This is a genomic window from Giesbergeria sinuosa (assembly GCF_042652905.1).
In the GTDB taxonomy this organism is placed as follows: Bacteria; Pseudomonadota; Gammaproteobacteria; order Burkholderiales; family Burkholderiaceae_C; genus Simplicispira; species Simplicispira sinuosa.
Genome location: NZ_JBHSHJ010000004.1, coordinates 77449 through 102374 on the forward strand (window position 1 = coordinate 77449; position 24926 = coordinate 102374).

The 24926-nt window shown below is 58.0% G+C and carries 20 protein-coding genes; 8 read left to right on the forward strand and 12 right to left on the reverse strand.

Annotation, left to right across the window (positions count from 1 at the left end; all coding sequences use genetic code 11):
* The coding region (locus tag ACFO6X_RS06950; protein WP_382431420.1) for a type IV pilus assembly protein FimV at nt 1-852 on the reverse strand (852 nt) is incomplete at its 3' end.
* 252 nt (nt 853-1104) lie between these two features.
* A complete protein-coding gene (locus tag ACFO6X_RS06955) occupies nt 1105-2451 on the reverse strand; it encodes a TIGR03862 family flavoprotein (RefSeq protein WP_382431422.1) in 1347 nt (448 codons plus the stop codon).
* Between the two features lie 149 nt (nt 2452-2600).
* Between ACFO6X_RS06955 and trxA the strand changes: the two genes are divergently transcribed.
* The 4 genes from trxA to ACFO6X_RS06975 all read left to right on the forward strand — a co-directional run bounded on the left by trxA (nt 2601) and on the right by ACFO6X_RS06975 (nt 6642).
* Nucleotides 2601-2933: a thioredoxin TrxA gene (gene trxA, locus ACFO6X_RS06960; RefSeq protein WP_382431424.1), complete on the forward strand. Its 333-nt coding sequence runs from the start codon at nt 2601-2603 to the stop codon at nt 2931-2933.
* A gap of 279 nt (nt 2934-3212) precedes the next feature.
* Nucleotides 3213-4475, forward strand: coding sequence for a transcription termination factor Rho (rho, locus tag ACFO6X_RS06965; protein ID WP_382431426.1), 1263 nt, complete (start codon nt 3213-3215; stop codon nt 4473-4475).
* Nucleotides 4476-4572: 97 nt separating this feature from the next.
* Nucleotides 4573-4830 (forward strand): type B 50S ribosomal protein L31, encoded by a 258-nt coding sequence (locus ACFO6X_RS06970; RefSeq protein ID WP_382431428.1) that lies wholly within the window; start codon nt 4573-4575, stop codon nt 4828-4830.
* Between the two features lie 96 nt (nt 4831-4926).
* Nucleotides 4927-6642 (forward strand): hypothetical protein, encoded by a 1716-nt coding sequence (locus tag ACFO6X_RS06975; protein ID WP_382431771.1) that lies wholly within the window; start codon nt 4927-4929, stop codon nt 6640-6642.
* Here ACFO6X_RS06975 and phoR read toward each other — a convergent pair whose 3' ends face one another.
* From phoR to pstS, 7 genes are all read right to left on the reverse strand, one after another.
* The gene (gene phoR / locus ACFO6X_RS06980) at nt 6643-7989 is read right to left on the reverse strand and encodes a phosphate regulon sensor histidine kinase PhoR (RefSeq protein ID WP_382431430.1); all 1347 of its coding nucleotides are present in this window, start codon (nt 7987-7989) and stop codon (nt 6643-6645) included.
* Between the two features lie 45 nt (nt 7990-8034).
* Nucleotides 8035-8742: a phosphate regulon transcriptional regulator PhoB gene (phoB, locus tag ACFO6X_RS06985; RefSeq protein WP_382431432.1), complete on the reverse strand. Its 708-nt coding sequence runs from the start codon at nt 8740-8742 to the stop codon at nt 8035-8037.
* A gap of 22 nt (nt 8743-8764) precedes the next feature.
* Entirely contained in the window at nt 8765-9472 is a 708-nt protein-coding gene (gene phoU, locus ACFO6X_RS06990; protein WP_382431434.1) for a phosphate signaling complex protein PhoU, read from the reverse strand.
* Between the two features lie 15 nt (nt 9473-9487).
* Nucleotides 9488-10279, reverse strand: a complete 792-nt coding sequence (gene pstB, locus ACFO6X_RS06995; protein ID WP_382431436.1) for a phosphate ABC transporter ATP-binding protein PstB — start codon at nt 10277-10279, stop codon at nt 9488-9490.
* A 15-nt stretch (nt 10280-10294) separates the two neighbouring features.
* Nucleotides 10295-11176, reverse strand: coding sequence for a phosphate ABC transporter permease PstA (pstA, locus tag ACFO6X_RS07000; protein WP_382431438.1), 882 nt, complete (start codon nt 11174-11176; stop codon nt 10295-10297).
* On the reverse strand, nt 11173-12186 hold the full coding sequence (gene pstC, locus ACFO6X_RS07005) for a phosphate ABC transporter permease subunit PstC (RefSeq protein ID WP_382431773.1): 1014 nt from the start codon (nt 12184-12186) through the stop codon (nt 11173-11175). Before pstC ends, pstA begins: the two co-directional genes overlap by 4 nt.
* A gap of 95 nt (nt 12187-12281) precedes the next feature.
* Nucleotides 12282-13325 (reverse strand): phosphate ABC transporter substrate-binding protein PstS, encoded by a 1044-nt coding sequence (pstS, locus tag ACFO6X_RS07010; RefSeq protein WP_382431440.1) that lies wholly within the window; start codon nt 13323-13325, stop codon nt 12282-12284.
* A gap of 321 nt (nt 13326-13646) precedes the next feature.
* On the opposite strand from pstS, the gene ACFO6X_RS07015 reads away from it, so the two are divergent.
* On the forward strand, nt 13647-15128 hold the full coding sequence (locus tag ACFO6X_RS07015) for a Ppx/GppA phosphatase family protein (RefSeq protein WP_382431442.1): 1482 nt from the start codon (nt 13647-13649) through the stop codon (nt 15126-15128).
* Nucleotides 15129-15181: 53 nt separating this feature from the next.
* On the opposite strand, the gene ACFO6X_RS07020 is transcribed toward ACFO6X_RS07015, so the two are convergent.
* Both ACFO6X_RS07020 and ppk1 read right to left on the reverse strand, forming a co-directional pair.
* Nucleotides 15182-15646 (reverse strand): SixA phosphatase family protein, encoded by a 465-nt coding sequence (locus ACFO6X_RS07020; RefSeq protein WP_382431444.1) that lies wholly within the window; start codon nt 15644-15646, stop codon nt 15182-15184.
* A 1-nt stretch (nt 15647) separates the two neighbouring features.
* A complete protein-coding gene (gene ppk1 / locus ACFO6X_RS07025; RefSeq protein ID WP_382431446.1) occupies nt 15648-17762 on the reverse strand; it encodes a polyphosphate kinase 1 in 2115 nt (704 codons plus the stop codon).
* A gap of 204 nt (nt 17763-17966) precedes the next feature.
* On the opposite strand from ppk1, the gene ACFO6X_RS07030 reads away from it, so the two are divergent.
* From ACFO6X_RS07030 to ACFO6X_RS07040, 3 genes are all read left to right on the forward strand, one after another.
* The gene (locus ACFO6X_RS07030; RefSeq protein ID WP_382431448.1) at nt 17967-20546 is read left to right on the forward strand and encodes a bifunctional diguanylate cyclase/phosphodiesterase; all 2580 of its coding nucleotides are present in this window, start codon (nt 17967-17969) and stop codon (nt 20544-20546) included.
* Nucleotides 20547-20750: 204 nt separating this feature from the next.
* On the forward strand, nt 20751-22973 hold the full coding sequence (locus ACFO6X_RS07035) for a sensor domain-containing protein (RefSeq protein WP_382431450.1): 2223 nt from the start codon (nt 20751-20753) through the stop codon (nt 22971-22973).
* Nucleotides 22974-23169: 196 nt separating this feature from the next.
* Nucleotides 23170-23493: a hypothetical protein gene (locus ACFO6X_RS07040; RefSeq protein WP_382431452.1), complete on the forward strand. Its 324-nt coding sequence runs from the start codon at nt 23170-23172 to the stop codon at nt 23491-23493.
* Here ACFO6X_RS07040 and glmM read toward each other — a convergent pair.
* Nucleotides 23490-24845: a phosphoglucosamine mutase gene (gene glmM / locus ACFO6X_RS07045; RefSeq protein WP_382431454.1), complete on the reverse strand. Its 1356-nt coding sequence runs from the start codon at nt 24843-24845 to the stop codon at nt 23490-23492. The genes ACFO6X_RS07040 and glmM overlap by 4 nt on opposite strands.
* Between the last annotated feature and the right edge of the window lie 81 nt (nt 24846-24926).

Consider the following 24926-nt stretch of genomic DNA (forward strand, 5'->3'; position numbering starts at 1 on the left):
CTGAGGCTGTGGCTGTGGCTGTGGCTGTGGCTGTGGCTGTGGCTGTGGCTGTGGCTGTGGCTGTGGCTGTGGCTGTGGCTGTGGCTGTGGCTGTGGCTGTGGCTGTGGCTGTGGCTGTGGCTGTGGCTGTGGCTGTGGCGCACCCGTTTGTGGCGTCGGTGGTGTGGGTGCAGCCGTTGGGGGATTGGAGGCGTTTGGTAAAGTTCCCAGCGGTTCTAGCACCAGACGGGCTGCTGGCTGCTCTGAAACGGCCTTGGCCGCAGGCACCACCACAGGTGCAGCGCCCTGCCCCACCCATACTTTGGAGCGTGGCCGTACAGGCTCGGGGGCATTGGCAGAAGCCGCTTGCTTAATCTCTTTGGCCCGGCGCTGTGGGTCGGGGCGGGCACGTTCTGGCGCGCGTGTGGCCTCTGGCGATACCGCCACCACGTTCAGTGGTTGGACACCCACAGAAGCATCCCGCACCACCCCTGCAAATGATTCGGGCAGATCGGCCAACAGGGTATAGCTGCGCCGCACTACCCCCGTACATCCCACCGACAGTTGCACCGTTACCACCGGCTCACTGATAGGGGCGTTGGTTTGCACACGGGCCAGCAACGGCTTGCCACGCTGTGCAGGTTGCAATGTCACGGTACTGAGACTGGCTCCCATCCCGGCTTCACCTTGCAACACCTCGGCAGACAAACACAAACGGCCCTCTGCTGCTGCCGCGTCGGCATGAATTTGGAAGCGTATGTCTAGTGGGCGCCCTAAGACCACATTTCCTAAGGCTCCCCCCAAGGACAAGGCACCGGCTCCTGAAGTAAACAGGGCCGCACTAAGGGCTAAAAGGGGGGGGCGCAGTTTCACGGAACTCTCTTGGAATGTGATGGCGATTCTTGCACATCACCGGCCCTCAAAACAATTCGGAGACTGAGCATAGTCAAGGAATGCATATCTCCGTCTCTATCGGAGGCGCCGGTGCTACAGGCTGGGGCATTGTCTAACTTGTACGGACTGCTGCTGGCTATATGCTGCTGGCTTCCCAAGCAAGCATTGCCGAAACAATCCGCCCAGCCATTTTGATGCAATGGTAACGTGGGGTTGACCCCGGCTTGCGGTTCAGGTGGTGGGTGTGCGCTGGGCAGCTATCCATCGGGCGGCCCCCTGTCCCGCATGTACCCCAGTGGACATACTGGCAGTCAGCAGATAGCCCCCGGTGGGGGCCTCCCAGTCCAGCATTTCTCCAGCACAAAATACGCCCGGACATTGGCGCAGCATCAGGTGTTCATCCAGATCCTCTAGGGCTACGCCCCCCGCAGTGCTGATGGCCTCATCGATGGGGCGGGTGGCTACAACGGTGATGGGCAGTGCCTTGATGGCAGTCGCCAGCACCAGCGGCTCATGGACTTGTTCTTTGCCCAACTGCTCGTACAAAATACCCATCTTGATACCTTCCAGCCCCAGTCGACTCTTGAGGTGGCTCGACAGGCTACGTGTGCCGCGCGGGTGGCGCACTTCGGCCAGCACCCGTTCGGGCGTATGGTCGGGCAATAAATCCAGATGGAAGGTAGCACTGCCGTGGGTTTCGATTTCATCGCGCAACAGGGCTGACACAGCATAGACCAGACTGCCCTCCACCCCGGTGGCGGTGGCTACAAACTCGCCCCGGCGCTGAAAATGCCGTCCAGCACTGTCACGAAAATCAAGCGCCACCGATTTGAACGGCTGTCCGGCAAAACGGCTGGAGAAATGCGCTGTCCAGCCGACGGCTGAAGACTGGCCCAGCAACTCACGCAAACACTCACGGCGGGTCTCCTGTCCTAGGGCGGCTTGGTGCAGCACATCAAAACCGCAATTGGCAGGCCGCAGCGGTGCTACGTTGACCCCCTGTGCTTGCAGCCACGGTGCCCAGGCACCATCGGAGCCTAAGCGTGACCAACTGGCACCGCCCAGGGCCAGCACCACCGCGCGGGCTTGTATCTCTAGGTTCCCGGTAGGGGTGTTGAAGCACAAAGCACCGTTGGGGCTCCAACCCATCCAGCGGTGACGCATCTGAAACTGTACCCCCAGGTGGCGCAGCCGTTGCAACCAAGCGCGCAGCAAAGGTGCAGCCTTCATGCTGGACGGGAACACCCGCCCCGAAGATCCGACAAAGGTCTCGACCCCTAGACCCTGCGCCCAAGCGCGCACCTGATCAGCACCGAACTGCTGCAACCACGGTTGCAATTGTGTCTGACGTGGGCCAAAACGGGTCACAAAGTCTGTCGCAGGCTCGGAATGGGTCAGGTTGAGCCCCCCCTTGCCAGCCAACAAGAATTTGCGACCTACCGTGGGCATGGCATCAAACACCTGCACGGCCACACCTTGACGGGCCAAGGTTTCAGCGGCCATGAGGCCCGCAGGGCCAGCGCCCACAATGGCTACGCCATCAAAAAAACAAGGGGATGCGGAGTGGGATAAGTTCATCGAATGGGGTCTGCCGTATGACCTGCTGTATCCTAGGTGGGGCTATCGCAGCCATAGCCAAAAGCAGCCCGGATGGCAGCAGGGAAAAGGGGGGTTTCTGTCACAATGCGCACACTTTATCTTGAGCGCCTCCGATTGAAGGAAAACCCATGGCAAGCGAATTGATCAAACATGTCTCTGACGCCAGCTTTGACGCTGACGTGCTACAGGCCACGACCCCCGTCTTGGTGGACTACTGGGCCGAATGGTGTGGGCCTTGCAAGATGATTGCCCCTGTGCTGGATGAAGTGGCCAGTGCTTACCAAGGCAAGCTCACCGTGGCGAAGATGAATGTCGATGAAAACCGCGAAGTGCCCGCCAAGTTCGGTATCCGTGGCATTCCTACACTGATGCTGTTCAAAGATGGGCAACTGGCTGCCACCAAGGTTGGGGCGATGAGCAAAGCCCAACTCACGGCGTTCATCGACCAGCAATTGGCCTAAGCATTGCTTTGGTGGGGCGGTGCCCCTCCTGCCCCGCTGTGCTGCCATGCTTGCATGCAGCACAGTATGGATATTCCGAGCCTGCCTAGCGTTTTGTAGGACGCCTGCTCTGTTGCTGAACATTTTTTCCTGTCATAATGCCCCACTGATCCCCGGTCTGCACGCATAGGCAGCACCCGGCCCGATCGCCCGGCCCGCACCAACTGCCCGTTGCAGCCTCCCGGCGCCTCGCATTCCCCCAGAGTCAGATTCATACCACTCCGCCACGGAGTCATTCCCATGCACCTTAACGAACTCAAGGCACTGCACGTGTCTGAAGTCCTCAAGCAGGCCGAAGCACTTGAAATCGAAAACGGCGGTCGGATGCGCAAACAGGAATTGATGTTTGCCATCATCAAAAAGCGCGCCAAAGCCGGGGAGCAGGTCTTTGCCGATGGGGTGCTGGAAATATTGCCCGATGGCTTTGGCTTTTTGCGCAGCCCCGACACCAGCTACACCGCCAGCACTGACGATATCTACATTTCACCCAGCCAGGTGCGCCGCTTTAATTTGCACACCGGTGACATGATTGAAGGCGAAGTGCGCACGCCCAAGGATGGCGAACGCTACTTTGCGCTGACCAAGCTCGACAAGGTCAATGGTGGCCCGCCTGAGCAAAACAAGCACAAGGTGATGTTTGAGAACCTCACGCCGCTGTTTCCTAAAGAGCAGATGCGGCTAGAGCGTGACATCAAGAGCGAAGAAAACATCACTGGCCGTATCATCGACATCATCGCACCCATTGGCCGAGGCCAGCGCGCCTTGATTGTGGCGCCACCCAAGAGCGGCAAGACCGTGATGATGCAGCACATTGCCCATGCCATCACAGCCAACAACCCCGATGTGCACTTGATGGTGTTGCTGGTGGATGAGCGCCCCGAAGAAGTGACTGAGATGCAGCGTACAGTCAAGGGCGAGATCATTGCTTCTACTTTTGACGAGCCAGCTGCCCGCCATGTACACGTGGCCGAAATGGTGATTGAACGCGCCAAGCGTTTGGTGGAGTTGAAAAAAGACGTAGTCATCTTGCTCGACTCTATTACCCGTCTGGCCCGTGCTTACAACAACGTGGTGCCCTCGTCGGGCAAGGTGCTGTCGGGCGGTGTCGATGCAGCGGCATTGCAACGGCCTAAGCGTTTCTTTGGTGCAGCGCGCAAGGTAGAAGAGGGCGGCTCGCTCACTATTATTGCCACGGCCTTGGTCGATACGGGCAGCCGCATGGACGAAGTGATTTTTGAAGAATTCAAAGGCACAGGCAACTGCGAAATCCACCTCAACCGCCGCCTGTACGAAAAGCGTGTCTTCCCAGCGATTGAACTCAACAAGAGCGGCACCCGCCGCGAAGAGTTGCTGCTGGCCCCCGAGATTTTGCAAAAGACCCGCATCTTGCGCCAGTTCATGTACAACATGGACGAAATCGAATCGATGGAGCTGATGATCAAGAACATGAAAGCCACCAAGAGCAATGTCGAGTTCTTTGACATGATGCGCCGGGGTGGCTGATTTTTGCATCGGTATGCGATAATCGAGAGCTTTTTCTGCGGAAAGTATGCCAAGTGGTTTGGCACGGCTCCCGCACCAGACACAAAAGGTAAAGATCATGAAAGCAGGCATTCACCCCAACTACCGCGAAGTGCTGTTCTCGGACTTGTCCAACGGCTTCAAGTTCGTGACCCGTTCTTGCGTGAACACCAAGGAAACCGAAACCTTTGAAGGCAAGGAATATCCTTTGTTCAAGCTGGATACTTCCTCTGAATCGCACCCCTTCTACACCGGCACACAAAAGTCGGTGGACAATATGGGCGGTCGCGTGGAGAAGTTCCGCAACCGTTTCGGCAAGACCAGCCTGTCCAAGTAAGACCTGCTTCTTCGCTACCAAGGCAGCCCGGGCAACCGCGCTGCCTTTTTGTTTGTCTTCACCTGTTCTTGAGCGATTGTTTGACCCGTGCGCCGCGTGATCCCACAGACCCCTGCCATCGTTGCCCAAAGCGCCGTGCGCCGATTGCCGCGTCTGGCGCTGTGGTTGTTGTGCTTAGCTTATATCCTGCCTGGTTTTTTGGCGCGCGACCCTTGGCGTGGCAACGACATGGCCGCCTTTGGTTTCATGCGTGCTCTGGCACTGGGCCAAACCGACTGGTGGGCTCCCCAATTGTTGGGAATGGCACCAGAGACCCAAGGTCTGCTGCCTTATTGGCTGGGCGCATGGGCCATGCAAGGGGCGGCGGCAGTGGGGCTGTGGTTGCCTCCCGAACTGGCCGCACGTCTGCCTTTTGTCGCCATGTTGGTGGTGAGCTTAGCGGCAACATGGCATGGTGTTTATTGGTTGGCTACCAGCCGAGGGGCACAGCCAGTGGCCTTTGCCTTTGGTGGTGAAGCACAGCCTACAGACTATGCCCATGCCATTGCAGACGGTGCCTTGTTGGCCCTGTTGGCCTGTTTGGGGTTGGCCCAGCCTGCGCATGAGGTGAGTTCCTATCTAACCCAACTGTGTTGTACGGCCCTGGTGTTTTATGCCCTGGCTGCATCCCCTGCGCCGTTTTGGCGCTCGTCATTGGCACTGGCTGTGGGTTTGATCGGGCTGGTATTGAGTGGGGCACCTGTGCTGGCACTGCTCTACAGTGTGGGTGGCACGGTGCTGTATTGGTGGGAACACCAACACGCTTTGGCCGATACCCGCCCTGCTGGGCACAAGAGCATGGTAGTCATGCTGATGGGGCTGGGGGCGGGCATGCTGGCCCTGCAATTGGACTTGTTGCATTGGCAGGCCATGCTGCCTCCTTTATCTGATGCAGGCAGTTTGGGGCGGTTGCTGTTGTGGTTTACCTGGCCTGCCTGGCCTTTGGCCTTATGGACGGTGTGGCGCTGGCGCAAACAGATTGCCGACCGCCAGCCACACCGCCATTTGCTGCTGCCTTTGTGGTTTGTGTTGGTGGGATTGGGGGCCACATTGACAACACAGCCCTCAGATCGTGCCTTGCTGTTGGCTTTGCCTGCCTTGGCGGCCTTGGCAGCCTTTGCTTTGCCCACTCTTGGGCGCAGCGTGGCTGCGTTGGTAGATTGGTTCACGCTGCTGTTTTTTAGTGTGTCGGCAATTGCGATTTGGGTGATTTGGCTATCAACACAGACGGGCATTCCAGCCAAGCCTGCTGCCAATGTAGCCCGGCTTGCACCGGGTTTTATCCCAGAGTTTTCGCCGCTGGCACTGTTGGTCGCCCTCACAGCCAGTGCCGCTTGGTGTGCCTTGGTGGCTTGGCGGGCTGGACGCCATCGGGCTGCCATTTGGAAAAGTTTGGTATTGCCAGCCGCCGGGGCTACCCTGAGTTGGCTGCTGTTACTGACGCTGTGGTTGCCCATGCTTGACTATGCCCGTAGCGACGCACCACAGACCCGTGCTGTGATGGCTGTATTGGAAGGGCCGCCTGCCTGTGTGTATGCCTATGGCCTCAGTCGCACACAGGTCGCTGCGTTGCAATACCACGGCCAATTGAGCCTGCACTCTTTACCAAGGCAGCGGCCCCAACATACCGATTGTGATTGGCTGGTTGCCAGCCACCACACCCGGTTGCCTGTGAGTTGGGGGGATGTGTGGCAAGAAAAAGCCCGCATAGCCCGACCCACAGAAAAAACCGATTTGCTGGTGGTGTACCAGCGCCGTTGGGCGCAACGCTGATCAGGCCGCCTTGGTGGGTGGGCGCACCCGATTGGCCGGAAAGTGTACGCTGAAGGTGGAGCCCTGACCCAGCGTACTCTGGATATCCAGCCTGGCATCGTGGCGTTGCAGCACATGCTTGACGATAGCCAGCCCCAACCCCGTACCGCCGGTTTCGCGGGAGCGGCTCCGATCCACGCGGTAAAAACGCTCTGTCAGACGCGGGATATGCACGGCATCGATGCCTGGGCCAGTATCACGCACAGCAAACACGGCGCTTCCATCCGCCTGCCAATGCCAACTAACCTCAATGCTGCCGCTGGCAGGGGTATAGCGCACTGCATTGCTGATCAGGTTGGACAATGCACTTTGCAGCTCTGCCTGTACGCCTGCAATCTCCCCCATTCCTTCTGGTGGTGCGGGGAGAGGAAAAATCATGGTGTGTTGGCGTGCTTGGTTGCGGGTGAGCAATTGCGACAAGGCGCACCCTTCGTCTGCACACTGCTCCAACAGATGTTGTACCGAAACCCATTCAGCCATGCCTGGGCGTGGGCTTTCTTCTAGGCGCGACAAGGTCAGCAGACCCTGCACCACACTTTGCATACGGGCTGCTTGTTGCGCCATCAGGCCCAAATAGCGGGTCTGCTCTTCGGTGCTCAGTTGCAAGGTCTGTAAGGTCTCTACAAATCCTGCTAATACCGTCAGCGGGGTGCGGATTTCATGCGACACGTTGGCGACAAAATCGCGGCGCATGGCTTCGGCTTGCTCTAGCGCCGTAATATCGCGCGAGATCATCAGCTTGCGGCCCTTGCCATGTGGATATATCTGTACCGAAAGACGCACAGGCCGGGCAGGTGTGTTGGAGCGGCCCTGCAACACCACATCGTTGCTATAGTCCTTGCGGTTGTAATAGGCAGTGAAGTCGGGGTCTCGCACCAGGTTGCCCAAAGACTGCATCTGATCGCGCTCTACATCAAAGCCGAAATGCGCGCAGGCCGTTTTGTTACACCATTCAATATGGCCCTGCGAATCCAGTAGCACCAGCCCATTGGGCGAGGCTTGCAAGGCGGCAAACACATCTTCTAGGCGTCGTTCGCTTTCTTGCACCTGTTGCTGTTGCACTCGCAGTAGGCGACGCACACGGTCTACAGCCAGTCCCCAGAGCCCGTGCATGCCTTGGGGGGCATGGCCCAGCTCTCCATGGCGAAACCAACGCAGCACCTTGGCACCTCGCCACAAGTCTGTGGCAAACCAGCACCAGCCTGCAAAGGCTCCTCCCACAGCAGCACCCCAGGCACCGGCATACCACCAGCCCAGTAACAAGCCCATGATCTGGCTGAATGAGAAAATGAAGATGCGCCAGGTCATTGCAGTGTGGGGTGTTGGTGGGCGGGAGGGTGGGGGCTGTCCAGGTCAGGCTTGCAACAGCGCCTTGGGCTGAGCGGTCAGGCGGTAGCCCGCACCACGCACGGTCTCGACCATGCTGCCTGCCACCCCCAAAGCCTCGCGCAGGCGCTTGACGTGCACATCGACTGTGCGCTCTTCAATGAACACATGGTCGCCCCACACTTTGTCTAGCAGTTGCGAGCGGCTGTGTACGCGCTCGGGGTGCTTCATCAGGTAGTGCAGCAGCTTGAACTCGGTAGGGCCCACTTTGACAGGCTGGTCTTGGCACGACACCCGGTGCGTCGCGGCGTCCAGTGTCAGAATGCCAATGGTTACGCTGTCGCTGAGTTGCTCGGGTGCGCGCCGGCGCAGCACCGCCCGGATGCGCGCCAGCAGCTCCTGGGTAGAGAAGGGTTTGGTGATGTAGTCATCTGCCCCAGCATCTAGCCCAGCCACTTTATCTGGCTCGTCGCCTCGGGCGGTGAGCATCAGAATGGGGATGGGCTTGGTGCGGCTGTCTGCGCGCCATTTGCGCGCCAGCGTCAGGCCGCTTTGGCCCGGCAGCATCCAGTCCAGCAAAATCACGTCGGGCAGTACGGCATCCAGCTCGCGCTGGGCCGACTCACCATCTTCCGACCAAATTGGCGAAAAGCCGTTGTGGCGCAGGTTGACGGCAATCAGCTCCGCAATGGCTGGCTCGTCCTCCACAATCAGAACACGGGGAAGTTGTTTCATCGCTCATGCCCGGCCTGAAGGTCTATCGGAGTACGCTGGATTCGATTTGCTCCAGCGAGGTGTGGCGCACATCCAGCCCCTTGACCAAATAAATCACCAATTCGGCCATGTTCTTGGAGTGGTCACCAATGCGTTCAATGGCCTTGGCTAAGAACAGTAAGTCGAGGCTGGTAGAGATGGTGCGGGGGTCTTCCATCATGTAGGTGATGAGCTTGCGCACAAAGCCATCAAACTCCTGATCGATCAGGTTGTCTTCTTTCAGAATGTCTACCGCTGCCTTGGTGTCTAGGCGGGCAAAAGCATCCAATGCTTTGCGCAACTGGCCGGAGGCCAGATCGGCTGCTACGCGCAAATCCATCGTGGGCAAGGCACGCGGCACACCACCACGTTGGGTGATGGACTTGACCATGCGCGCCATGCGGCTGGCCTCATCGCCCATACGCTCCAGATTGGCGGTGGCCTTGGACACCGCCATCAGTAAACGCAGATCGCGGGCTGTGGGCTGGCGTCGGGCAATGATGGAGGCGAGTTCGTGGTCAATCTCTACCTCCATGGCGTTGACACGCGCCTCTAGTGCCTCCACCTGATCGACGGCTTCCAAATTGAAATTGGACAAAGCATGAATGGCCTGACGAATCTGGGACTCCACCAAGCCGCCCAGTTCCATGACGCGGGTAGAAACATTGTTCAGTTCGCTGTCGAACTGCGATGAAAGGTGTTTTTCACTCATTGCGTGTCTCCCGGATCAGCCAAAACGGCCGGTGATGTAGTCTTCTGTTTCTTTGCGTTGGGGCTTGAAGAACATGCGCTCGGTCTCACCAAACTCGATCAGGTCGCCCAAGTACATATAGGCGGTGTAGTCGCTGCAGCGGGCGGCTTGCTGCATGTTGTGCGTCACGATCACCACGGTGTAGTCGCTCTTGAGTTCGGCAATCAGCTCTTCGACCTTGGCCGTAGAGATGGGGTCTAGTGCCGAGCAGGGCTCATCGAGCAGCAGCACTTCGGGTTTGATGGCAATGCCTCTGGCAATGCACAAACGCTGTTGTTGACCACCCGACAGGCTAGAGCCGTTTTGGTGCAGTTTGTCTTTCACTTCATTCCACAGCGCCGCCTTGTTCAAGGCCCATTCCACGCGGTCTTCCATTTCGCTGGCGTTGAGGCTTTCAAACAGCTTCACGCCAAAGGCAATGTTGTCAAAAATCGACATCGGAAAGGGGGGTGGCTTCTGGAACACCATACCGACCTTGGCCCGGATCAGTGCCACGTCTTTTTTGCTGGTGAGCAGATTTTCACCATCCAGAATGATCTGGCCTTCGGCACGCTGCTCGGGATACAACTCGAACATGCGGTTAAAGGTGCGCAGCAGTGTGGATTTGCCACAGCCGGAGGGGCCAATAAAAGCGGTGACTTTATTGGCTGGGATGTCCAAGTTGATACCCTTGAGGGCATGGAACTTGCCGTAATAGAAGTTGAGGTCACGCACCGTGATCTTGGCATCGGTCGGTGCAATGGGCGTGACGTGGGCAGAAGAAGTCATGCAACAGTCCTTGTCTTATTTTTGGCGCGTCAGCACGCGCGCCAGGATATTGAGTCCGAGCACCGCCAGCGTAATCAGGAACACACCGGCCCAAGCCAGTTGCTGCCAGTTCTCGTAGGGGCTCATGGCAAACTTGAAGATCGTCACGGGCAGGCTGGCCATCGGTTTGGAAAGATCCGAATTCCAGAACTGGTTGTTCAGCGCCGTAAACAGCAGTGGGGCTGTTTCGCCTGCAATACGCGCTACCCCCAGCAAAACCCCAGTGATCACACCGGCACGGGCGGCCCGCAGCGTCACCATCGTGATGACTTTCCACTTGGGCGTGCCCAAGGCATAGGCTGCCTCACGCAAACCAGCAGGCACCAACAGCAGCATGTTTTCGGTCGTGCGAATCACAACCGGAATGACAATCAATGCCAATGCCAAAATACCAGCATAGGCCGAAAAGCTCTTAAAGCGGGCTACGACCACGGCATACACAAACAGACCGATCACGATACTGGGGGCCGAGAGCAAAATGTCATTCACAAAGCGGGTAGACGTGGCTAACCAGCCCTTGGGGTTGTATTCGGCCAGATAAATCCCCGCCATGATGCCAATGGGGGTGCCCACCAGCGTCGACAGCGCCACCATGACAAACGAGCCATAAATCGCATTGGAAATACCGCCCGCCTCGTTGGGGGGAGGGGTCATCTCCGTGAACAGCGCAACGCTCAGTCCACCCACGCCAAGGCGAATGGTTTCCCACAAAATCCAAATCAGCCAGAACACACCAAACGCCATCGCGCCCAGTGACAGGGTCAAGGCAATTTGGTTGACCCGTTTGCGGCGGTTGTAGCGCGCTTGGCGCATTTGGGTTTGCTGGTCGGCATGGAGCGAAGTGGGTACGGCACTCATGAGCGTGCTCCTTCGTTCTTTTGTAGGCTAGCCAGCAACACCTTAGACAGGGCCAGCACCACAAAAGTGATGAAAAACAGCACCAGACCCAGATAGATCAAGGAAGCTTGGTGCAAACCTTCGCCTGCTTCAGCAAACTCATTGGCCAGCGCCGAAGTAATGCTGTTGGCTGCTTCAAACAGCGACAAAGAATCGAGCTGGTTCATATTGCCAATGACGAAAGTGACCGCCATCGTTTCGCCCAGAGCTCGTCCCAAGCCCAGCATGATGCCGCCCAGCACGCCCGTTTTGGTAAAGGGCAGCACTACTTTCCAGACCACCTCCCAGGTGGTTGAGCCCAGCCCATAGGCTGACTCTTTGAGCAGCGGTGGTGTCACTTCAAACACATCGCGCATCACTGCGGCGATGAATGGAATGACCATGATGGCCAGAATGATGCCTGCCGACAAAATACCAATACCCACTGGTGGGCCAGACACCAAGGCACCCAGATAGGGCACACCACTGAACCACGATTGCAGCGGCTGTTGCACATAGGCAGACAAGATCGGGCCAAAGACCATCAGACCCCACATGCCATAGACGATGGAGGGCACTGCTGCCAGCAATTCAATGGCCGTACCCAGCGGGCGCTTGAGCCAAGCGGGTGAGAGTTCGGTCAGAAACAGGGCAATGCCAAAACTGACGGGCACAGCAATCAGCAAAGCGATGATGGAGGTGGCTACCGTGCCATAAATCATGACCAAACCACCGTACTCGTCTTGCACGGGGTCCCAAACAGTGCTGGTCAGAAAGCCCAGACCATATTTAGAAATCGAAGGCCAGGCACCTGCCACCAGCGAGGCCATGATGCCCAGCAACAGCAGCAGCGTCAGGATGGCGGCACTACGGGCCAGCCAGCCAAACAAGCGATCGGCCAACATACCTGAGATCAAGGGCGTGTGGGGAGGAGTAGGCTTGGGTTGCACGCGTGGCTCGGTATGAACCGACGTGCTCCCGCTGACGGGCATCGTTGTGGACACGTTGAGTAGCCTTGAGGAGAAGTAAAAATGCAATCATGGGGGCGGTGCTGGCGTGGGTAGCGTCAGCACCACCCCAGCGACCATCACTTGTAAGCGATGGCCTTGCCAGAAGCGTCTTTGATGTTGTCGGCCCAAGACTTGGTGACCAGGTCTTTCACTGCGGCTGGCAGAGGGACATAGTCCAGATCGGCTGCTGTTTTGTCGCCGCTCTTGTAGGCCCAGTCAAAGAACTTGAGCGAGGTGGCCGCATCGACTGCCTTGTCGGGGGTCTTGTGCATCAAGATGAAGGTGGGGTTGGTGATGGGCCAAGTGGCCGCGCCGGGCTGGTTGGTCAAAATCAGGTAGAAGCTCTTGGGCCAGACAGCACCTGCCGCTGCGGCTTTGAAGGCATCATCGTCAGGGGTGACAAAATTGCCCGCTGCGTTTTGCATCAGCGTGTAGTTCATTTTGTTTTGCTTGACGTAGGCGTATTCAACATAGCCAATCGAGTTGGGCAGGCGGCCCACAAAAGCAGCAACGCCTTCATTGCCTTTGCCGCCAGCCCCCGTGGGCCAGTTGACAGCGGTACCCTCGCCCACTTTGGCTTTCCACTCGGCGTTTACCTTGGACAGGTAATTGGTGAAAATAAAGGTGGTGCCCGAGCCGTCTGCGCGGCGCACTGGCGAGATCGTGGCATCGGGCAGGGCCAAGCCAGCATTGAGAGCTTGGATGGCGGGGTCATTCCACTTGGTAATTTTGCCCAGGTAGATGTCGCCCAGCACTTGGCCTGACAGTTTGAGTTGTCCGGGGGCAATCCCTTTGACGTTGATAACGGGCACTACGCCGCCAATCACCATCGGAAATTGCGTCAGGCCTTTCTTTTCCAGGTCTTCTTCTTTCAGGGGCATGTCTGAGGCACCAAAGGCCACGGTTTTGGCCTCAATCTGGCGCAAACCCGCCCCCGAGCCTACCGATTGGTAGTTGATTTTGATCCCTGTGGCCTTGTTGTAATCGGCTGCCCATTTGGCATACAGCGGTGCTGGGAACGTAGCGCCCGCGCCAGTGACTTCTTGTTGCGCCATTGCAGCAGAGAATGCACCAGCACCGACAACACCAGCGACCAGCACGCGAATCATGGACAGTTTCATGGGAGAGACCTCTCAGGTTGGAAAGTACAGTTGTTGCCGACTCTAAAAGCCGTTTGTGACAGTGTCGTGACATGATTCACGCTGCCCCACACCCCTGAAATGCCAGAGAAGCCATACAAAAAATACCAAACGCCATTGCCTGTATGACAAGATCGTCACGGTAATGTCATGATTGCTGCATAGTCTTCAGGCATTCGCTCTGTCATCCTTGCCTTGCCACTGTGGTGCAGCATCTGCACATTGCAGCAGACATTGCCTGCAGGGTGTCTGTGTGCAGGTACGATGCTGAGTCACCAGACACCGGCCCACCTGCACAACCCCATGCAAAACGCAACATTGCTCGCTGCTGTAGATCTTGGATCGAACAGCTTTCGCCTGGAAATTGGCCGCTTCGAGCACGGCCACATCCAGCGCGTTGAATACCTGAAAGAGACCGTGCGCCAAGGCAACGGACTGGATGAGGATCGCAACCTGACCCCCGAGGCTATGCAGCGGGGCTGGGATTGTCTGGCCCGCTTTGCCGAGCGGTTGGCCGATTTTCCTCGGGCGCAGGTGCGGGCCGTGGCTACGCAAACTCTGCGCGATGCCCGTAACCGCGAGATCTTTCTGCAACGGGCCATCCAAATCTTGGGCCATCCGATTGATGTGATTTCGGGGCCAGAAGAGGCGCGGCTGATTTATCAAGGCGTCTCGCGCATGTTGCCGCAGTCGGACGAGCGTCGGCTCGTGGTCGATATTGGTGGCCGCTCTACCGAACTGATCTTGGGGCAAGGCTTTACGGCCCACACGGTGGCCTCGTTTCGTGTGGGCAGCGTGGCTTGGTCTAGCCGCTATTTTGACCACGGTAACTTTACACCCCAAGCTTTTCATACCGCTGAGATTGCGGCCAAGGCGGTGCTGGACGAAGCACTGGTTTCTTACCACCCCAGCACTTGGGACGTTGCCTATGGTTCGTCGGGTACGGTGGGGGCGGTGGGCGATATTTTGGCCGCGGCAGGCTATCTGCCTGCGGGTGTGATCAGCCGAGAGGGGCTGGATTGGCTGCAAGAGCGCCTGTTGCGCGCACAAAATGCCGACCGGATACGGCTCGATGGTCTCAAGGATGAGCGCCGAGCGGTGATTGGTGGTGGCCTGAGTGTGCTGCGGGCCTTGTTCGATCTGCTCGATATTCGGCAAATGCAGGTGGCCCAAGGAGCTTTGCGCCAAGGCGCGTTGTACGACCTGATTGACCGTGAGCAACCAGAAACCGATTTGCGCAGTTCTACCGTACGGGCGCTGATGGAGCGTTTTGCTGTGGATATGCCGCAAGCCGAGCGGGTGGAGCGGGTAGCCTGTGGTTTGTTCTGCCAAGCGGCGCCCGATGCCAATGCCCATGCACAGCGCAAGTTAGGTTGGGCCGCTCGCCTGCATGAAATTGGTTGTCGTATCTCCCACAGCTATTCGCATCGGCATGGTGCCTACATTTTGGACAACACCGATGTGGCAGGATTTTCTCAACCCGAGTTGCATCGCTTGGGCTTGTTGGTGCTGGGCCACCGAGGCAAGGTACACAAATTAGAAACTGATTTGGACGATGCGGTTTTTGCCTTGCAGCTGCTTTGTCTGCGTTTGGCGGTGGCCTTGTGCCATGCACGCCGTGAGCCGCAGGTGCAGGGGCTACAACTAGAGGTGCTGGGCAATGGCTTTTTGCTGCAAATACCGCCAGGGTGGGTGGAGCGTTATCCGCAATCGGCACACCTGTTGCACGAGGAAGTCCAAGCCTGGCAAAAGACGCCTTGGACATTAACGCTGGACATGCCGTAAAACCGTGTCAGGGCGCCACTGAGCGCCCACAGCGTTGTGCTGGCTGCTTGTTGTCAGAGCAGTTCGGGTGACTGCACTGTGAGCAGCACCGTTTCGGTTTGCTCCAATTTTTGGCGCTGGCGCAACCACCAGACGGCACCTTTGCGAATGGAGCATTCCCCAGCCTGTATGCCCAACAATTGGGCTGCTACTTGCCCCAACATGGGTTGGTGCCCTACGACCAGTACGGCCCCTTTGGCATCGGGCCAACGGGCTAACTCCAGCAGTTCTTGGGGCGAGCCATCGGGCAGTAGTTCGGCACGTAGCTTGTATTTGCGATCCAACGCACGCACGGTCTGTTCTGTGCGTACCGCAGGGCTGGCCAGCACGCGCAAACCATCGGGCAAGTGCTTGTGCAGCCAAGCGGCCATGCGCATGGCCTGTTTCTCGCCGCGTGGTGTGAGAACGCGCTGCAAGTCGTCTTGCCCATCGACCAAGTCAAAGGCTTCGGCATGGCGCCACAGAATCAAATCCATCATTTCAGGCCTTTGTGTTGGAGGGGTGGGCCAAGGCATAACGGTGCATCAGGGCATCTTGCGCCCCTGTGCTCGTACCCGTGCTGTGCTCAGATTGGTTGGTATTGGCATAGACGCCATCGGGTTGCAGTATCCAGGCATCGCGGTCATCGCACAGATAGGCGACCAGACATTCATCCAGAATGCGCTGGCGCAGCTTGGCATCGGTGACGGGCCAAGCCACCTCCACCCGGCGCATCATGTTGCGGTTCATCCAGTCGGCGCTAGACAGGTACAGGTCTTCTTGCTCACCGGCACGGAAGTAGAACACCCGACTGTGCTCTAAGAAGCGCCCAATGATGGAGCGCACCCTGACGTTGTCGCTCACGCCTGGCACTTGGGCGGGCAAAATGCAGGCACCGCGCACGATCAAGTCGATTTTGGCACCATGCTGACCCGCCCGCAGCAGGGCGCGTACCAGTGCCTCGTCGGTGAGGGAGTTCATTTTGGCCACAATCCGGGCATCTTTGCCCTCGGCTGCAGCGCGCCCCACCTGCTCAATCTTTTCCATCATGCCCCGGTGCAGATGGAACGGTGCCACCATCAGGCGGCTCATTTTGGGCAGACGGTTTTGGCTGGCCAAGTGGTTAAAGACGTTGTCCATGTCCGCCGTGGTGTCTTCATCGGCGGTGAGGTAGCTCAAATCGGTGTAGAGGCGTGCTGTGCGTGGGTTGTAGTTGCCTGTAGACAGGTGACCATAGCGGCGCAATTGGCGCCCTTCGCGGCGGGTAATGAGCAGCAGCTTGGCATGGGTTTTCAGGCCCACCGCGCCATAGACCACCTGCGCCCCCACCGACTCTAGTGCCTCGGCCCAATTGATGTTGGCCTCTTCGTCAAAACGGGCCTTCAACTCCACCACTGCCAACACTTCTTTGCCTCGACGCACGGCCTCGCGCAGCAGATCGAGCATTTGGGGGTCGGAGCCTGTGCGGTAAATGGTCTGCTTGATCGCCAGCACCTGTGGGTCATTGACAGCCTCGCGCAGGAAGGCCAGCACGCCATCAAAACTCTCAAACGGTTGGTGGATCAGCACATCGCCTTTGGTGCGCAGCTGGGTCAGGATAGAGCCACCTTGTGGCATCTGGTGTGGCCAGCAGGGTACCGAGCGCGGAAACACCAACTCGGGCATATCTGCCAGATCGACCAGTTGGGCCAAGCGCACCAGATTGACTGGCCCATGCACCCGGTACAGGGCTTCGGTGGGCAGATTGAACTGGGCCAGCAAAAAATCGGCCAAAAATTCTGAACAGCCTGCCGATACCTCTAGCCGCACGGCTTCACCATAATGGCGTTGCTGTAAGCCTTGGCGCAGGGCCGTGCGCAGATTGCGCGCATCCTCTTCATCCACAGCCAAATCGGAGTGGCGTGTGACGCGGAACTGCGAAAACGCCGTGACTTCGCGCTCAGGAAACAAATCGACCAGGTGCGCCCGCACAACGCTGGACAAGCTGACGCATTGCACACCCTTGGCTACGCTGGCGGGCATGCGAATTAGGCGCGGCAGCACGCGTGGGATTTTGACAATCGCAATCTCGTTCTCGCGGCCAAAAGCGTCGCCACCTTTGAGGCGGACAATGAAATTGAGCGATTTGTTGGCTACTTGTGGGAAGGGGTGCGCTGGGTCTAGGCCTATGGGGATCAACAGGGGCCGCACTTCACGCTGGAAATACTCTTGTACCCAACGGCGCTGGGCCGGGTTGCGCTCGCCATGCGGAATGATACGGATGCCGTGGGCGGCCAGTGCAGGCACCAGTTCGTCGTTGTAGAGCGCATATTGGCGCTCTACCAAATCGTGCGCTTTGGCTGCCAGTGCCTTGAAAGAGGCTTGTGTATAAACACCCTTAGTCTCGCCGCTGCGCGCTGCGGCCAAATGGGGGGCTGCACGCACCTCAAAAAATTCGTCTAGATTGGAGGAGACGATGGTCAGGTAACGCACCCGCTCCAGCAGTGGCACATCGGAGCGCACGGCCCAGTCAAATACCCGTTCATTAAAGGCCATGATGCTGTGATCGCGATCCAGCAAGGTGGCAGGTGGCAATGGAGAGGAGTCAACAGCAGAGCTGACAGGATGCGACGCCATCACGACGTGATCCGCAGAAAGAGGGGGCATGGCGCGAATGGGATTCAAAGCTAATTGTGACAGTATTGGCGCAGGATGTGTCAATTTCATGACGTACATCATGACAAGACAGCCTTGGGACGGCAAGCACTTGCCTTGGTTTTCCAATGTTGTATCTGCGCAAAATGCAATCAACCTTGCATAATCCGATGAGGATATTGCATCGTGCTACAACACCTCTCTTTCTCTTGCCTCTCGCCGCTTCATGCGGGGGTGCTGGCTTTTGTGGGCACGGCATGGTGCTGCGGTGCCTTGATTTGGCATTTGGAGCAGCAAGACTTGGCCCAGCAGCGCCACCAGGTGTCAGGGTTGGCCAGTGACCATGCGCGTTCATTGCAGCGTGGTATTGAGTCGGCACTTTCGGCCAACAATGTGCTGGTGGCTTTGGTGCGCCAAGGCCAAGGGGAGGTGCAGGGGTTTGAGGCCATTGGCGGGCAGCTGTTGCCTTTTTACCCAGGCATCGTGGCGATGGGGTTGGCCCCCAACGGTGTGGTGCAAAAAGTGGTGCCCGCCCAAGGCAATGAAGCCCTGTTAGGCTTTGATCAGTTGAATGACCCTGCGCAAGGCGCCGAGGCTGCTTTGGCACGCGACAGTGGTCAGCTCACCTTGGCTGGGCCATTGCCCTTGGTGCAAGGTGGTGTGGGGGTGGTGGGGCGTCACCCGGTTTATTTGAGCGACGAACGGGGACAACGGCATTTTTGGGGCTTTACCCATGTCACGATTCGCATTGCCGATGTATTGGCGGCAGCCAACTTTCCACAGTTGGTAGAGCGGGGCTATCAGTATCGGCTGTCGCGTGTTTTGCCGCATACGGGGCAGACGCAGGAGATCAGCGTTTCCAGCCCTCCGCCGGGTAGTCGGCCTGTAGTGCATGGGCTCTCATTACCCAATGGGCAATGGTCGTTGGCTGTGACACCCACCCAAGGTTGGGGCAGTCCGGTGCGGCTGGTAGGCCGTGGTTTGCTCGGGCTGTTGATGAGTTTGTTGATTGGGCATTTGGTGCGCTTGCTATTGCAACTCAAGGCCCATGAAAGAGACTTAGAGTCGTTGGTGCATGCCCGCACCGCTGAAATCTTTAGCACCCAACAGCAACTCCAAGCCACGGTAGACGCTATTCCAGACATGCTGCTGGAGTTGGATGATCATGGCCGGTTTTTGCAAATCGACCATGCCCATGCCAACGCGCTGGCGCTGCCGGCTGCCAAGTTGTTGGGTCGCTATCTTTGGGAGGTACTACCCGAAGAGAGCAGCAAAACTTTGGTAGCGGCCCTCGAAGAGGCGCGGCAGCAGGGATGCTCTACAGGGCAACAGATTTGTCTGCCCATGCCAGAGCAGGGGCAAAGTTGGTTTGAGTTGTCGGTAGCGCGCAAAGCAGCCACCAGTGACAGTGCCCCTGGCTATGTATTGCTGGCCCGTGATATTACCCAGCAGCGGGCTGCCCTAGAAAAAATTGAGCATCTGGCCCATTTTGACCATCTTACGGGCCTGCCCAATCGGGCACTGTTGGCCCAGCGGGCCGCCCAGATGATTGACCGCCAACGCAGCCACAACGGCAATTTGGCCGTGCTGTTTCTCGATTTAGACCACTTCAAAAATGTCAACGATTCATTAGGGCACCGCATGGGTGATGCTCTGTTGGTCACGCTCGCCCAGCGCCTGCAAACCTTGGCCCGCGAGCAAGACACGGTGTCGCGCCTAGGGGGGGATGAGTTTTTGCTGCTGTTGCCAGATACGGAGGCCGAGGCGGCGGCCCGTATGGCGACCCACTTGCTGCGGGGGTTGTCTGAGCCATGCCAGTTAGAGGGGCATGAGTTGAGCACCACTTTGTCGATTGGGATTTCCATTTTTCCCAAAGACGGAGAGCATTTTGACACCTTGTACCAGCGTGCTGATGCTGCCATGTACCGTGCCAAGCGCAGTGGCCGCAACCGCTACAGTTTTTTCACTGCCGACTTAGAAGCCTCTTCCGCACGGGCTTTGATGCTAGAAAATGCGCTCCACCGGGCATTGGAGCGCCAGCAGTTTGCCTTGCATTACCAAGCCCAAGTGGCGCTACAAACCGGCCAGATCGTTGGTGCCGAGGCGCTGCTGCGTTGGCAGCACCCCGAGTGGGGGCCGATTTCGCCTGCCGAATTTATTCCAATTGCCGAAAACAGCGGCATGATCATAGCCATTGGAGAATGGGTGCTCGCCACGGCGGCCCGAGACGCCAAACGGTGGTTGGATCAGGGCATTGGGCTGCGCACGGTCTCGGTCAACCTGTCGGCGGTGCAGTTTCGCCACCCGCAGTTATTAGAGATGGTGTCGCGCTGCTTAGACGAAGCCCAACTACCAGGCCATCGGCTTGAGCTGGAATTGACAGAAGGTGCTGCCGTAGACGATCCGGCCTCCGCCTTGGACGTGATGACGCAACTGCATGAGCGGGGTGCCCATCTATCGATGGATGACTTTGGTACGGGGTACTCATCGCTCAATCAGCTCAAGCGTTTTCCTTTGGGCAAGCTCAAGATTGACCAGTCTTTTGTCCGAGATGTCCATGAAGACGCCAATGATCGGGCAATCATCAGCGCCATCATCCACATGGCCCAAGCTTTGGGTATGCGCACTACTGCCGAAGGGGTAGAAACCGAGGCACAACGGGCCTTTTTGCTGGAGCAAGGCTGTGATGAGGGGCAGGGTTACCTGTTCAGCCGTCCCTTGCCTGTGGCCGCCTTTGAGGCACTGTTGCACCAACAGCAAAGTTAACAGTCGCTGGTGGTTCGCCCATTGGACAAGTGGGTGACTGCTACACTTTAGCGTGTCACAACCCCACCCCCTGAAAGTCCCACTTTGGAAGCGGTTGCCCGTCTTCGTGAGTGTTGCCTACTGCAAGGGAGAGGTTTCCAACCGAGGTTAGCTTTAGATGAATGAACTACGGTAGCCATCCGATCGGCTGCTACTACCGGCCACATGCCCGCTCTACACGATATCTCCGCCTCTACCCTGCTGCCGCCAGCCACGGATCAGGCATGGCTGCGCACCCTGCGTGAACACCAAGTCTTACTCGACAACGCTGGGATGGGCATTGTGTTTATCCGTGATCGGGTGGTGGTGCGTGCCAATGCCCGTTATGCCGAGATTTTTGGTTACGACTCTCACCAAGAACTGATCGGTCAGGGCAGTGTGGGTTTCTATCCAGACCAGGCGGCTTTTCGCGCCTTAGGGCGTGCAGCCTACCCGGTGATGTCCAGAGGCCGTACCTACCATACAGAGCGACAAATGCGCCGTTGCGATGGCCGTTTGTTTTGGGCGCGCCTGACGGGTACCCTGATCAATCCACAGGACACGACAGAAGGTTCCATCTGGATCATTGACAACATCGACGAGCAGAAAAACATCCAGCTTCGGCTCGATACAGCCCTGCGAGAAAAGCAGGCACTGCTTGACAACGCTTTGATGGGCATGGTGTTTTTGACCCAGCAGCGCCTGACCCATTGCAACCGGCATTTTGAACAGATGCTGGGTTACCACCCCGGTGAACTGGTAGGCACTGGCATTGAGCACTGGTTTTCCCATCCCCAAGATTGGCAGCGGTGGAGTGCCTTGCTGGCGCAAGGGCAGGCCTCGGGGGGGGAGGTGTTGCTGCGCAAAAAAGATGGCACCACCATAGCCTGTGAGGTGCGTGGTCAGCCTGTGAATCCTGCGCAGCCCGATGGTGGCACCGTTTGGATCGTGCTAGACATCACAGAACGCCAGCGCACACAAGCCGAGCTAGCACAGGCCCACGAGGCGCTGGAACAAACAGTGCAGGAGCGCACCCAGCAGTTGCGCGAGACCGTCAACAGCTTGCACCACGAAATCAACGATAGGCGTAAAGACCAAGAACGAATTTACTGGTTGGCCCATTACGACCCGCTGACCAGCTTGCCCAACCGCACCCTGCTGGCCGAGCGTAGCAGCCAAGCCATTGAATTGGCCCGCAAAGAGCAGACGCCTCTGGCCGTTATCTTTCTGGATCTGGATCACTTCAAGCATGTCAACGACTCGCTAGGGCACCGGGTGGGCGATGCGCTGCTGGTTGCCATTGCCCAGCGTTTGCGGGCTGTAGTGCGTGAGCGCGATACAGTGTGCCGTGTGGGTGGAGATGAGTTTATCTTGTTGCTGCCTGGTGCCAATGCGCAGGGTGCCGAGCGTGTGGCCAACAAATTGCTGGAAGCAGCGCGCCAGCCTTACCAAATAGAGCACCATGAGCTGACGATGGCGCCCTCTATGGGCATCGCGCTCTACCCAGATGATGGCACTGACTTTGCCACCCTGAACCAAGCCGCTGATGTGGCCATGTACCGTGCCAAGTTGGACGGTCGCAATACCTACAGTTTTTTCACCCCTGAAATGCGGGCCCAGTCGGTGCGGGCGTTGCAACTGGAAAACGCCCTGCGCCGTGCGCTGGAGCGAGAGCAGTTTACGCTGCACTACCAACCACAAATTTGCATTGCCACTGGCCAGATCACGGGTGTGGAGGCATTGCTGCGCTGGCAGCACCCCGAATTGGGCGCTATTTCTCCCGCCGAATTCATTCCGATTGCCGAAGATTGCGGCCAAATTTTGCCCATCGGAGAATGGGTGTTGCGCGAAGCACTGCGCCAATTGCAGGCATGGCGCAAGATGGGGCTGATGCTCGAGACGATGGCCGTCAACCTGTCGGCGGTGCAGTTTCGCCAGCCCCAGTTTCCCCAACTGGTCACGCGCATTTTGCAAGAAAGTGGCCTGCCTGCCCATGCGCTGGAGCTGGAACTGACCGAAGGCGTAGCGATGGACGATCCGCGCGCCGCTATTGCAACGATGGACGAGCTGCATAGCCACGGGGTACTGCTGTCGATTGATGATTTTGGCACGGGGTATTCGTCCCTGAGCCAACTCAAGCGTTTTCCTGTCTATAAGCTCAAGATTGACCAATCTTTTGTGCGTGACTTGGACGATGATGCCAACGACCGGGCCATTGTCAGTGCCATCATTCGCATGGCCCAGGCATTGGGTATGCAGACCATTGCCGAAGGGGTAGAAACCAGTGGCCAATTGGCATTTTTGCGCGAGCAAGGTTGCACGGAGGCCCAAGGTTATTACTATGGCCGCCCCATGCCGGCTACACAGCTACAGGCATTGTTGGCTGGCGCTACGGGCAGCAGAGCTTGAAGGGGCAGGTGTCTTTACTTTCACACCCGATTGGGAGACGATCAGGCATCTGTCCCACCAACCCATGCAACGCTATGCAGCAGGAGGTTGTTACAAAATCATACACAATCGATGGTGTAATCAGCCTACTGCGGATATGCCCACTCTCTGGTGCTAGAGAGATGGGTCAGACGAGACACTTTCAGGAGAGAGAATAATGGCCACTATACCCATCACTACAGCAGCAACTTCCCCCCAAACCCAGGCCCAAATGGCACGGCGGGAAGCCCAGCAGGCCGAGCAAGATGCCAAAACGCTGCAAACCAAGGCCCAAGAAGCCCAGCGTACGGCCAACATGGAGCAGGCCCGTGCTGACAAAATCAACCAACAGGCCGAACAGGCAGGTCAGCGGTCTGACGTTGCCAACGACAATGCCGCCGCCACTGAAGCCAATGCCCGCCGCAGCAATGCGGCTGCCTCACGCATCAATGTCAATGGCTCTGGACAAATCACAGGCGTTTGGGTAGACACCAAGGCTTAACAGGCATTCACTGCCAGTGAGCCTGTGCAGGCCGCTTTGCTCAGACGCTCGGCACAGCGTCTGGCTACCGCCGCATCAGCGGCCTCCACCATAATGCGCAGCACCGGCTCGGTGCCACTGGGGCGAATCAGGATGCGCCCAGACAGGCCCAGCTCTGCCTCGACGCTCTGCGCTTCCTGTACCAGATGTGTGTTGCAGCGCCAGTCCTGCCCCAACGGCACACGCACATTCAATAGCACTTGCGGAAACAGCGTCAAACCCGTCAGCAATTGCGCCATGCTTTGCTCGCTGCGCACACAGTATTGAAGCACCTGTAAGGCACTGACCAGCCCATCGCCGGTGGTCTGCCGGTCTAGCACCAGCAGATGCCCCGAGCTTTCTCCGCCCAGCACCCAGTGGTGGCGTGCCAGTGTTTCCAGCACATACCGATCCCCCACCTTGGCCCGCTCAAACTGAACGCCCCGCGCACGAAAAGCCAGTTCTACCGCCATATTGGTCATCAGGGTGCCTACCACGCCGGGCACGTCTTCATCACGGCCCATGCGGTCAATTGCCATCAGGTAAAGCAGTTCATCGCCGTTGTAGAGTCTGCCTTGGGCATCGACCATTTGCAGCCGATCGGCATCGCCATCCAGGGCAATACCATAGTCGGCCCGGTTGGCATGTACAGCACGCACTAGGGCATCTGGATGGGTGGCCCCCACCTCATGGTTGATGTTGAGGCCATCAGGGGAACAGCCAATCGCAATGACCTCGGCGCCCAGCTCATGAAAGACCTTGGGAGCGATATGGTAGGCTGCACCGTGGGCCGCATCCACCACGATTTTCAGCCCCTTGAGGGTCAGGTCTTGGGCAAAGGTGCTCTTGCAAAATTCGATGTAGCGCCCGGCCGCATCATCGAGGCGGCGGGTTTTGCCCAAAGAGGCTGAATCCGCCCATACAGGGGATTCTTGTAATGCGGCCTCTACCTCCAACTCCCAAGCGTCCGGCAATTTGCTGCCTTGCGCACTGAAGAATTTGATGCCGTTGTCGGGATAGGGGTTGTGGCTGGCGCTGATCACGACACCCAAACTGGCCCGCTGCGCGCGGGTGAGGTAGGCCACCCCCGGCGTGGGCAGCGGCCCAAGCAGTACCACATCCACTCCAGCCGAATTAAAGCCTGACTCCAGCGCGCTCTCGAGCATATAGCCTGAAATACGGGTGTCTTTGCCAATGAGCACCGTGGGGCGTTCTTCGGTGCGCTTGAGCACTCGGCCCACGGCATGGGCCAATCGGAGAACAAAATCAGGGGTGATGGGATGCTGGCCTACCGTGCCACGAATGCCATCGGTGCCGAAATATTGACGTGTCATGCGATGCTGCCTGGTAAAAAATGCCAACGCAGCCGGACAGGAGGTTCCAAGCAAAAAGCCCTGTTATCGTGGGATAACAGG